General features: G+C 72.3%; 11 protein-coding genes and 1 pseudogene. 3 read left to right on the top strand and 9 right to left on the bottom strand.

Features of this window, described 5'->3' with window-relative positions:
- The 5 genes and pseudogenes from ACZ52R_RS25075 to ACZ52R_RS25055 all read right to left on the bottom strand — a co-directional run.
- Window positions 1-113: pseudogene (locus ACZ52R_RS25075) on the bottom strand (electron transfer flavoprotein subunit beta); the annotation flags it as partial.
- Between the two features lie 203 nt (window positions 114-316).
- Window positions 317-1,165 (bottom strand): family 1 encapsulin nanocompartment shell protein, encoded by an 849-nt coding sequence (locus ACZ52R_RS25070; protein WP_465754176.1) that lies wholly within the window; start codon window positions 1,163-1,165, stop codon window positions 317-319.
- On the bottom strand, window positions 1,162-2,235 hold the full coding sequence (locus tag ACZ52R_RS25065) for a Dyp-type peroxidase (RefSeq protein WP_465754175.1): 1,074 nt from the start codon (window positions 2,233-2,235) through the stop codon (window positions 1,162-1,164). Before ACZ52R_RS25065 ends, ACZ52R_RS25070 begins: the two co-directional genes overlap by 4 nt.
- Window positions 2,236-2,539: 304 nt before the next feature.
- Window positions 2,540-3,178: an FMN reductase gene (locus tag ACZ52R_RS25060; RefSeq protein WP_465754174.1), complete on the bottom strand. Its 639-nt coding sequence runs from the start codon at window positions 3,176-3,178 to the stop codon at window positions 2,540-2,542.
- Window positions 3,175-4,317, bottom strand: a complete 1,143-nt coding sequence (locus tag ACZ52R_RS25055; protein ID WP_360507368.1) for an LLM class flavin-dependent oxidoreductase — start codon at window positions 4,315-4,317, stop codon at window positions 3,175-3,177. The genes ACZ52R_RS25060 and ACZ52R_RS25055 overlap by 4 nt, the downstream gene beginning before the upstream one ends.
- A 127-nt stretch (window positions 4,318-4,444) precedes the next feature.
- On the opposite strand from ACZ52R_RS25055, the gene ACZ52R_RS25050 reads away from it, so the two are divergent.
- Window positions 4,445-5,206, top strand: a complete 762-nt coding sequence (locus ACZ52R_RS25050) for a PP2C family protein-serine/threonine phosphatase (protein ID WP_360507223.1) — start codon at window positions 4,445-4,447, stop codon at window positions 5,204-5,206.
- A 172-nt stretch (window positions 5,207-5,378) separates the two neighbouring features.
- Here the strand turns inward: ACZ52R_RS25050 and ACZ52R_RS25045 are convergent, their stop codons facing one another.
- Both ACZ52R_RS25045 and ACZ52R_RS25040 read right to left on the bottom strand, forming a co-directional pair.
- A complete protein-coding gene (locus ACZ52R_RS25045; protein WP_465618766.1) occupies window positions 5,379-7,682 on the bottom strand; it encodes a M9 family metallopeptidase in 2,304 nt (767 codons plus the stop codon).
- 316 nt (window positions 7,683-7,998) lie between these two features.
- Window positions 7,999-8,571, bottom strand: a complete 573-nt coding sequence (locus ACZ52R_RS25040) for a DoxX family protein (RefSeq protein ID WP_360507229.1) — start codon at window positions 8,569-8,571, stop codon at window positions 7,999-8,001.
- Between the two features lie 210 nt (window positions 8,572-8,781).
- On the opposite strand from ACZ52R_RS25040, the gene ACZ52R_RS25035 reads away from it, so the two are divergent.
- Both ACZ52R_RS25035 and ACZ52R_RS25030 read left to right on the top strand, forming a co-directional pair.
- Entirely contained in the window at window positions 8,782-9,378 is a 597-nt protein-coding gene (locus tag ACZ52R_RS25035; protein WP_465754173.1) for a TIGR03086 family metal-binding protein, read from the top strand.
- A gap of 147 nt (window positions 9,379-9,525) precedes the next feature.
- Window positions 9,526-9,978, top strand: coding sequence for a hemerythrin domain-containing protein (locus tag ACZ52R_RS25030; RefSeq protein WP_465618762.1), 453 nt, complete (start codon window positions 9,526-9,528; stop codon window positions 9,976-9,978).
- A 76-nt stretch (window positions 9,979-10,054) separates the two neighbouring features.
- On the opposite strand, the gene ACZ52R_RS25025 is transcribed toward ACZ52R_RS25030, so the two are convergent.
- A complete protein-coding gene (locus ACZ52R_RS25025) occupies window positions 10,055-10,840 on the bottom strand; it encodes a VOC family protein (RefSeq protein WP_465618760.1) in 786 nt (261 codons plus the stop codon).
- A 121-nt stretch (window positions 10,841-10,961) separates the two neighbouring features.
- Entirely contained in the window at window positions 10,962-11,090 is a 129-nt protein-coding gene (locus tag ACZ52R_RS25020; protein WP_465618758.1) for a hypothetical protein, read from the bottom strand.
- Window positions 11,091-11,145 lie beyond the last annotated feature (55 nt).

Raw genomic sequence — 11,145 nt, 5'->3', positions numbered from 1 at the left:
TCCGACAGGAGGCCGTCCACGCCCTCCCGGTCCGTGGTGTGGTCGTCCGCGAAACGACGGTCACCCGTCGCGTCCGGCACGTACTTCACACAGACGACGATCCTCAAGCTCATGAGTGGTTCTCCTGTCACGGGTGCACGGGTGCACTGGATCCATGGCCTCAGTCATGCCGAGGGTACTGAGTGCCAAGTCCGGCCCGGCCGCGACCCGCGCGCCGCGGGCGCCACCTGGACCGGCATACCGTGTCGGCTCTCTTCGACTGGCGTCAGAGGCTCCATCGAGAGAATACGGCACTCAGTACCCCTCGTAAAGGAACTCAGTACCCTTCCCGGTGCCCGGGGGCCCGCGGCCCGTCCTCGCCCTGGGCCGTACCGCCCAGGGCGACGGCGGCCTCCCCGGTGTAGACGCGGAAGGTGAGGGACTCCTGCAGGTAGAGCCGGATCGTTTCGGCGTCGTGGGAGAGGTAGCCGACGGAGACGTCCTGGCCGAGGAAGAGTTCGAAGTCGCCGCCGCGGGTCGAGACCAGGAAGGCGCCCTCGATGGCGGGGGCCCAGATGATGTCGCCGTCGAGGAGGCGGGCCAGGTGGTTGTGGACGGGGTAGCCGTGGTCGCTGGTCTCGTTGACGGCGGTGAAGGCGTCGGCGCCGAGGAGCAGCGAGTACGGACCGCCCACGCCGGCCAGGCGCAGCGCCGTGAGGGCGCGGCTGACCGCCTCGGGGTACTCGCGGACGTCCTCCGGGAGGGGGACCGGGGGGTTGCCGGAGGCGGCTCGGATGCCGTCGACCGCGGCGGCGCGGTAGCCCTCGAAGACGGTCCGGTCCTCGGCCAGGGCGAGCGTGCGGGCGGCGTCCTTGACGGGCTGCCAGTCGGAGTCGCGGGAGCCGCGCTCGACGTCGTCCACGGCCTCCCGGCGGACGGTGAAGGGGACGCGCAGCTCCACCACCGGCCGGCTGGCGCGCGCGTGCGCCTGGACGCCGTCCGCCGGCGGTTCGATACCGGTCAGGTGGCCGGTGCCGACGGCGGCGAAGCCGGTGCCCTCGGGGCCGGTCAGGTCGACCACCCGGCGGCCGGCGATGTGCAGTTTGAAGGTCTGGCGGGCCTCCTCCTCGATCTCCTCCCAGGCGGCGGCGGAGACGGGGGCGAGGTCCCGGTGGAGGTTGTTCATGCGCGGGGTCCTGTTCGGGGGGTCTGCTTGAGGCTGCCGATGCCCAGCGAGCCGTCGGCCGGAGGGTCCGCGGGTACCGGCGGCGGAGACGTGAGTGGAGACGGCGGCAGAGACGTGAGCGCAGACGTGAGCGGGGACGGAAGCGGGGGCGGCGAGTCGAGGAAGTCCGCGGTCGGGACGAAGAACAGCGAGCCGGTGACGGCGGTGGAGAAGTCGAGCAGCCGGTCGGTGGTGCCGGGCGGGTTGCCGACGAACATGTTGCGCAGCATCTCCTCGGTCACCCCGGGGTCGCGCGCGTAGCCGATGAAGTAGGTGCCGAACTCGCCGCCGCGTACGAAGGAGCCGAAGGCCATGTTGAAGCGGACGATCTTCCGCTCCTCGCCGTCCGGGCCGGTGATCACGGTGAGTGCCACGTGCGAGTCCGCGGGCTTGACGTCGTCGTCCAGCTCGATGTCGGTGAGCTTGGTGCGGCCGACCGCCCCCTCCTGCTCCTCGACGCTCAGCGCGTTCCACCTGTCCAGCTCGTGCCGGTACTTCTGGACGATGACGTAGCTGCCGCCGGCGAAGTCCGGGTCCTCGGCGCCGACCAGCGCGGCGCTCACGGCGGCCCGGCCCTCGGGGTTCTCCGTGCCGTCCACGAAGCCGAGCAGGTCCCGGTCGTCGAAGTACCGGAAGCCCTGGACGGAGTCGACCACGGTGGCCGGGCCGGCCAGGCGGGAGGTGAGCCGGCCCGCGAGCTCGAAGCAGAGGTCCATCCGCTCGGCCCGCAGGTGCAGCAGCAGGTCGCCCGGGGTGGCCGGGGCCCGGTGGCGGGGGCCGGCCACCTCCCGGAAGGGGTGCAGGGCGGCCGGCCGGGGGCCGTCGAAGAGGCGGTCCCAGAGCTCGGACCCGATGCCGGTGACGCAGGTGAGGCCGCCCTCCGGGGCCCGGAAGCCGACCGAGCGGCGCAGGGCGGCGAGGTCGGGCAGCAGGTCGCGGACGGCGTCCTCGCCCCCGGGCTCGACGGTGAGCACCAGGAAGATCGCCGCGCCGGTCAGCGGGGAGAGCACGGCCTGCGGTTCGGGCTGCATGTCTCGGTCCTCCTCGGCAAGATCGGCGCGAGGCACACGACTGGCGCGAGGACGGGGTTCTCCCGCGGCGGGCCCACGTCAGCCGCTCCCGGCGGGGCGCGGGCGTCGGCGGGGCGCGGGCGTGCCGAACACCGGACGGACCAGCACAAATCTGATCATGGGAACGATTACACCGCACAGCGGACCATCCGGCGCGGTTGACGCGCATCCGGACGGCCCCGCCACACCAGGCCGGACGGCCCCGTCGGACGGTGTTCCGACGGGGCCGTCCGGGTGATCAGCCGGCCTGTTCGACCATCGCCGGTCAGACCCGCAGGGCCGCCAGCTGCTGCGCGAACGGCGCCACCTGCTCGGCCGCCGCCTGCTCGGGCACCGTGGGCGCCGCCGACCCGCGGCCGGACAGCAGCGCTGCCAGCTCGCCCGCCGCACGGTCGATCCGGCGCGGCAGCCCGTCGGTGAGCCCGTCGCCCGCCGCACCCCAGTCGTCGGTGGCCGCGTAGACCGCGGTCGGCAGCACCACCGCGCGCAGATAGCCGAACAGCGGACGGACGGCGTGCTCCAGGGCGAGCGAGTGCCGCGGCGTGCCGCCGGTGGCGGCGATCAGCACCGGCTTGCCGGTGAGTGCATCGTGGTCGATCACATCGAAGAAGGACTTGAACAGACCGCTGTAGGAGGCGGTGAAGATCGGCGTCACCGCGATCAGCCCGTCCGCCTCCGTCACCGCCTCGATCGCCCCACGCAGCGCGGCGCCGGGGAAGCCGGTGACGAAGTTGTTCGCGATCTCCACGGCGAGGTCCCGCAGTTCGACCACGGTGACCTCCACCTCCCGCCCCGCCGGGGCGAGTTGCCGGACGGTCGAGTCGGCGAGCCGGTCCGCCAGCAGGCGCGTCGAGGACGGCTTGCTGAGCCCGGCGCTCACCACCACCAGCTTGTAGGCGCTCACTTGGACACCTCCACCTTCTCGTTCTCGTTCTCGCCGGCCTGCTCGCCGACCGTCTCGGCGGCCTTCTCGTCGCGGGCCGCGAGCAGCGCGGCGTGGGTCGGCCCCTCCGGCACCTCGGCCGGGCGGCCCTTGGCGAACTCCTCGCGCAGCACCGGCACGACCTCCTCGCCGAGCAGGTCCAGCTGCTCCAGCACGGTCTTCAGCGGCAGGCCGGCGTGGTCCATCAGGAACAGCTGACGCTGGTAGTCGCCGAAGGTCTCCCGGAAGGTCAGCGTCTTCTCGATGACCTCCTGCGGGCTGCCGACGGTCAGCGGGGTCTGCTCGGTGAACTCCTCCAGCGAGGGCCCGTGCCCGTACACCGGCGCGTTGTCGAAGTACGGACGGAACTCGCGCACCGCGTCCTGGGAGTTCTTCCGCATGAACACCTGCCCGCCCAGGCCGACGATCGCCTGCTCGGGGGTGCCGTGGCCGTAGTGGGCATAGCGCTCGCGGTAGAGGTTGACCAGCTTCCGGAAGTGCTCCTTCGGCCAGAAGATGTTGTTCGCGAAGAAGCCGTCGCCGTAGTAGGCGGCCTGCTCGGCGATCTCGGGGCTGCGGATCGAGCCGTGCCAGACGAACGGCGGGAGGTCGTCCAGCGGGCGCGGGGTGGAGGTGAAGCCCTGCAGCGGGGTGCGGAAGCGGCCCTGCCAGTCCACGACCTCCTCTCGCCACAGCTGGTGCAGCAGCGCGTAGTTCTCGATCGCGAGCGGGATGCCCTGGCGGATGTCCTTGCCGAACCACGGGTAGACCGGCCCGGTGTTGCCGCGGCCCATCATGACGTCCACCCGGCCCTCGGCCAGGTGCTGCAGCATCGCGAAGTCCTCGGCGATCTTCACCGGGTCGTTGGTGGTGATCAGGGTCGTCGAGGTGGAGAGGATGATGCGCTCGGTCTGCGCGGCGATGTAGCCGAGCATGGTCGTCGGGGAGGACGGGACGAACGGCGGGTTGTGGTGCTCGCCGGTCGCGAAGACGTCCAGGCCGACCTCCTCGGCCTTGCGCGCGATCGCCACCATGGCCTTGATCCGCTCGTGCTCGCTCGGAGTGCGGCCGGTGGTGGGGTCGGTCGTCACGTCGCCGACGGAGAAGATTCCGAACTGCATGCTGCTCACCACTCCCAGGTAGTCCAACTTTCAACCACCTTAGCAGCCGGGTGGGGATCGTTATTCCCACCCACAATGGAAAGCGGGACGACGGCAAGGGGACGGGGCTCCGGAAGGGCGGCGGACGATGGCGCCGTACATCGCGGTGAGCGCGCTGAGCCACGAGGGCCTGGTGCGGGAGCACAACGAGGACAGCCTCACGGTCGGCCCGTGGACCCTCTGCGCCACGGTGACCGCCAACCCGCAGAGCCTGCTCTTCCCGCTCGGCCCGCCCTGCGTGGTCGCGGTCGCCGACGGCCTGGGCGGCCACCCCGGCGGCGAGGTCGCCAGCGCCCTCGTCGCCCGCCGGCTCGCCGCCGACGGGGACGCCCTGGACGGCGAGGAGGCCATCCGGGAGGAGCTGCAGGAATGCAACCGGGCCGTCTACGCAGCCGCCGCCGGGGAGCCGGAACTCGCCGCCATGGGCACCACGGTCGCCGGACTGGTGCTGCTGGCCGAGCAGGTGCTGGCCTTCAACGTCGGCGACAGCCGGGTCTACCGGATCACCCGGGACGGGCTGCGCCAGGTGAGCGTGGACGACAGCCCCCCACTGCCGCCCGGACGGCGCACCACCTCGGTGGTCACCCAGACCCTGGGCGGCTCGCTCGGCCTCACCTTCGTCGAACCGCACGTCCGGGCCGCCCCGCTGGCCCCCGGCGACCGGTACCTGGTGTGCAGCGACGGCCTGACCGACCCGGTGCCCGACGAGGAGCTGGCCGCGCTGCTGGCCCGGTCCTACGAGGGCACCGAACAGGCCGACGGCAAGGCGGCGTTCGAGCTGTGGAAGGCGGCGATCGAAGCCGGCGGACCGGACAACATCACCCTGGCGCTGGTGCGGGTCGGCGGGTAGCCCGCCCGGGGCGCGGGTCGGCGGGGTAGCCCCGGGTGCAGGTCGGCGGGGTAGCCCCGGGGTGCGGGTCGGCGGGGTGGCCCGGGTGCGACCCCCGGACATACGGACCCGCCCCGGCGGGGCGCCGAAGCGCTCCGCCGGGGCGGTCACCTGTCCGTTCGCCGTTCTCGGCTCACATTTCGCTCGTGACGGTCACCCCGCTGAAGCCCTGCTGGGCGTAGAGGCTGAAGTAGACGTAGCCCGCCGGCGGGTCGGTCACGGTCAGCGTCTCGGAGTTGCCCGGGCCCGTCGAACGCGTGGCGCTGCTGTCGGTGTACGCCCAGTTGCTCGCGTTGTAGTAGAGGTCGCCGTTGCCGGTGCCGCCGGCGGTGGTGATCTTCACCTGCTTGGTGCCGGCCGGCACCAGGAGGTAGAAGTGCGCGTAGTTGCCCGTGGTGGCCGCCACGTTGCTGCGGGCGCAGTTGGCGTCCAGCTGCCGGGGGTCGGCCGCGGTGCACTCCGGCAGCTGCGGCGGCGTGGTGGCACCGCCGCCGTCGGTGGCGCAGGCGCCGCCCGCGCACTTGGTCAGCCAGCTGTCGAAGTCGGCGTCGTAGCGGGTGCCGATGGTGGTCTTCAGCAGGGTGCGGGCACCGGCCCAGTCGCCCACCCGGTACTTGGCGAGGATCGCGTCCATGTCGGAGCGGTGCTGCTCCAGCATGTAGCGCACGGCCAGGTAGCCCCAGCGGTAGACCCGGTCCTGGTCACCGTAGACGGTGTCGAAGAGGTCGCTGAGCTTGTAGGTGTGCCGGCCGGCGGCCGCGATGGCGCCGTCGTTGTTCACCTTCCGGTACGAGTAGGAGACGTACTCGGCGAAGCCCTCGACCCACCAGACGGTCGGGGTGGTCATGCCGGTGTTGAAGTCGCCGTACATGTCGAACCGGCCGTCGAGGTAGTGGGTGTACTCGTGGTTGAGGTTCCAGATCTCGAAGGACGGACGGGCCCACTCGGCCTCGTAGCAGAGGAAGCGCGGCTGGTTGCCGGCCTTCGCCGGGTCGCCCTCCAGGTACATGCCGCCGTTGTTGGTGTCGATGCCGTAGATGGCGGCAGCCAGCACCTGGTAGTCGCGCGAGGAGTGGAAGACCACGACCTCGATCGTGTTGTTCCCGTCGTCCTTGACCGGGCCGTTGTCCTTGACCACCGAGTGGAAGTAGGCGTCCTGGCCGGTCAGGCTGGTGCAGGCGGTGCCCAGCTGGGTGCTGTCCAGCGCCTGGGCGATCAGCTTGATGCTCGGGCTGCAGGTGTGGTTCACCGTCAGCACGCCGGCCTTGAGCTGGTCGGCGGCGTTGCAGGTGCCGTAGTACGAGCAGTTGCCGGCGTCGTAGAAGCCGACCGCCTCGGCGACCGCGGCCCACTGGAAGACGGTGCGTCCGTTCGGCGCCGCCTTGTCCACCAGCCCCTTGGCCAGCGGACGGACCTTGGCCTGGAGCGCCGTGTCCTTCAGGAAGCGGCCGAGCTCCTTGGTCGCGTTGTAGACCAGCACCCCGAAGTCGCCGCCGAGCAGGTCGTTGTTGCGGGCGGCGAAAGTGGAGAGGGTGTCCAGGACGCTCGGGTCGGCCTCGACGGCCGCGTCGAAGCCGGCCAGCTGGTGGCCGCGGAACAGCACGGTGAACACCGGGTTGACCGACCAGGCCATGCCGGCCGGGTTCCAGGTGGCGCTGTTGTAGTCGGTCAGCAGCTGCTTGACCACCGTGAGGTAGCGGATGTTCTCCTGCGCGCTGTCGATCAGGGTGACGGCCTCGCCCAGGATGGACCCGTTGCCCGCGGCGACGTCACGCGAGTGCGCGCTGCCGAAGAACGCGTCCAGACCGGAGCGGATCGCCGTCTGCAGGGCGGTGCCGTACGTGCCGACGTCACCCGGGTGGTACCACTGCGCGAAGTAGCCGGCGCGCAGGAAGAGCACCAACTGCTCGACGGAGGTGGAGTTGTCGCCCGGGTAGCTGCCCGCCGCGTCGCGCAGCGCGTACGCCACCGTGGTCATCTGCTCCTCGCGGAACGCGCCGCGCGCGTCACCGCCGGTGAGCTGGAAGAGGCTGTTGATGCACTGGATGTCGGCGGCCTTGATGTGCTGGACCAGGTCGCTGCCGGTCCGGCCGGTGAAGTCGCCGGTGGTACAGGCCTGTTCGGCCGCCGCGCCGAGCCGGAAGGACTTGGTGTTCGGCGCCGTGGACGCCTTCACCTCGGCCGGCCGGGTGTCCAGCGACAGCGGGGCGCGCTGGTCGGCGGAGGCGAACTGCCGCTCACCGTCGCCGCGTTCGGGCGTGCCGGTGGCCGGCTGGGGCGCCGGTCCGGCGGGGGTGGTGGGGGCGGGCGCGCCGCCGGGGGCGGCGGGCGCGGCCTGGCTCTGCGGCGCGAACAGGCCGACCGCCAGGAACAGGGACAGGACGAGCGTCAACAATCGTGCCAGCTGCGGGAGTCGCAGCAGACGTGAGGGACTCACGTGAGGGCCTCCGGGCCGTCGTCGGCCGCGATCGGGGCGCGACCGGTGGGGGAATCGAGGACCGTTGGCGACGGCGCCGCGTGGGGGCGACTCCGTCGGGAACCGGTGGGGAGTGTGACATGTACCATGGCACACATCACATACCCTTGGGAACCCTGGGCGTTGTGCGCAGTTCGCGGGGAAAACGCGAGGAGACCATGGTGACGATTCGTCACCACGGTCTCCAGGACGTTCAGTTGCCGCACAGCCGGCGAACCGGCCGTTCGGGGGGTACTACGTGCGGAGCGCTCCGTGCGGGGCGCAGCGCGCCGAGCCGCTACTTGCGGAGCAGCAGGATCACGCCCGCCGTCGCGAGGCCGACCACGACGGCGGCCACGCCGTACGCCAGGCGGTGCGCCCGCACCACCGGCAGGAAGCGGTCCACCGCGTAGCGGCCCGGACCGGTCAGCGCGAGCGCGGCGGCGCCGGCCGTCAGCAGCAGCTCGTACTCGCTGCCCTTCGGGGCGAAGAAGCCGCCGCCCCAGGTGACAGCGATCGCGTTGACCATCGTGCCGACGATCGCGGCGCCCGCCAGCGGGGTCAACAGGCCGACGGCGAGGCCGAGTCCGCCCAGCGTCTCGGTGAGGCCGGCCACCACGGCCATGGCGTGACCGGCCGGGTAGCCGCTCATGGTGAAGAAGTGACCGGTGCCGTCGATCCCGCCGCCGCCGAACCAGCCGAACAGTTTCTGGCTGCCGTGCGCGGCCATGGTCAGGCCGAGGACCAGGCGCAGGAGCAGGAGTCCGACGTCATAGGCGTGCGGGGAGGTCGTCGCGGACCCGGAGTTCTCCCGGGCCGGGCTGACGGTGGGGCTGGTGGCGGCGGTCGTGCTCGGGCTGCTGCTCGGCATGCGCGTCTCCATCGATCGAGGGTCGGTCGTCGCCGGCCGGGGCCGGCGTGAGGGGGTGCGGTGAGGCGGCGGGCGGGGGTCGTCACCCCGACGCCATTGTTCAAATTTGAACCGGCCGCTCCCCCGACCGTACCGTGGAGTTCGAATTTGAACAACTGACGCTTCGTGGGCGACTCGCGACCCCCGCCCGAACCGGGGCAGGGTGGAGACATGGCTCAACGCAGGCAACACCAGCGGGGCGCGCGCACCGGCACCCCGTACCCCGAAGCCCTGGCCGCCTTCGACGAACGCGTCCGGCTGATCACTCCCGACCAGTGGGACTCCCCCACCCCGTGCGCCGACTGGTCCGTCCGCGACCTCGTCAACCACCTCACCGGCGAACAGCTCTGGGTGCCCGAACTGCTGATGGGCGCCACCATCACCGAGGTCGGCGGCCGCTTCGACGGCGACGTACTCGGCGACGACCCCGTCGCCGCCTGGACGGACGCCGCCGAAGCCGCCCGACAGGCCTGGGCCGTCCCCGGCGCCACCGAGCTGACCGTCCACCTCTCCTTCGGCGACGTCTCCGGCCAGTACTACCTGGACCAGCTCACCACCGACCTGACCATCCACACCTGGGACCTCGCCGAAGGCATCGGACGGCGCACCCGGCTCCCCGCCGAGCTCGTCGACTTCACGCTCGGCGAGATCTCCGGCTACGGGGACCTCTCCGGCAGCGGGCTCTTCGACCCGCCCCTGCCGGTGACCGAGGACGCGAGCCCCCAGACCCACATGCTCGCCCTCACCGGGCGGCGGGACGCCGGGTGACCGGACGGCGGGGCAGCCAGGACGGAGAGTGACCGCACCACGGCGTGACCGGGACGGAGGGTGACCGGGGGCCCAGCCGGCCGAACCGCCCGACGCCGGATACTGGAAGGTACGGGGATCAGTTTCCGAGCGAGAGGCGGGCGCGCCATGAGCCGCAGGCCGGACATCCTCGGCGAGTTCACCGCCGACCACCGGGCGGTCACCGAACTACTCGACGCGATCGAGGCCGCCCCGGCCGGCAGCCCCGGGCGCGGCCCCCTGGTGACCCGGCTGACCGACCTGCTGTTCGCCCACTGCGCCGCCGAGGAGGAACACCTCTTCCCGCTCGTGCAGCACGACGTGCCCGACGGCGGCGCACTGGTGTTCAGCAGCATCCACGACCACCTGGCGATCGGGCAGTACCTCTCCGACCTGCAGGCGCTCCGCCCCGACGACCCGGTGTTCGACACCCTGCTGCACGGCCTCGGCGACACCCTGCGGCGGCACCTGCTCAGCGAGGAGAAGCAGCTCTTCGCCGCCGCCCGCAAGGCCCTGCCCGCCGCCGAACGCGCCGCACTCGGCGACCGGCTACGGGCGGACCGCGAGGCGCTCGGCTCCTGACCCCTCCGGTCAGCCCTTCGCCGAGTCCTTCGGCCGGCCCCTCGTCGTCCTTCGTCAGCCCTTGGTCAGCCCCTCGTCAGCCCTCCAGGCTGATCACCGCGAAGCGGGCGCCCTCGTGGTCCTGCAGCCGGGCCACCCGCCCGTACGGGGAGTCGAAGGCGGGGCCGAGCACCGCGCCGCCCAGCTCGACCGCCCGGGCCAGCGCCCGGTCGGTGTCCGGGACGGCGAAGGACACCTCCCAGTGCGGTGGCATCCCCGCCGGGCCGCCCGCCTGCTCCCTGGCCAGCGCCGCGACGTTGTTCCCCTCGGCCCGCAGCACCACCCGGTCGTGCTCCCAGCGGACCTCGAAGCGCTCCGGGTCGCGGCCGTCCCAGCGGAACACCTCGCCGTAGAACAGCGCCGCCGCGAACGGGTCCGGGGTGCGCAGCTCGATCCAGACCGGCGCGCCGGGCAGCTCCAGCTTCCGGGCCCGGCCCAGCGGGCCCTCCCAGATGCCGAACACCGCGCCCGCCGGGTCCGCCGCGAAGGCCACCCGCCCGGCGTCGAAGGCCAGCGGGCCGACCGCCAGCGTCGCGCCGCGCTCACGCACCGCGTCGGCGGCCGCGTCGGCGCTCTCCGTCCCGAAGTAACTGGTCCAGGCGAGCGGGATCGCCCCCTCGCCCGCGACGCCGAGCCCGGCCACCGCCTCCCCGCCGACCACCGCGTGCACGTACGGGCCGAAGCGGTCCGGCCCGGCCTCGAACTCCCAGCCGAGTAGCGGCCCGTAGAACCCCTTGGCCCTCTCCAGGTCCCGGGCCATCAGGCTCACCCAGCACGGAACGGCCGCCACACAACGCACCCTGGCGGTCTCACCGCTGCCCATCGCGAACCTCCTCGCCCACCCGGCCGCCGGGCCCCTCCCGACTCCCACGGCCCACCGGCCGCCCGGGACGCCCACAGCCTAGGCCGCCACCCCGGACACCCCGGGGAAGCCATGCCCGGGATCAGCGCACCCAGTTCTTCAACGCCTCGGTGTCCAACGAGATGCCCACCGGGTCCGGCAGCCGAACGGTCCTGCCGAACGGGAGGGTCCGAGCGTTCGTGTAGCGCACCCCGTCGGGCTCGCTGAACACGGTGACCTCGGCGGAGTCCCGGTCGACCAGCAGAGCTGAGCCGACAGCCCGGTGG

The organism is Kitasatospora sp. NPDC034023 (assembly GCF_055575795.1).
Note: the sequence above shows the minus strand (reverse complement) of the source record. Positions and strands in the feature narration are given on the sequence as shown.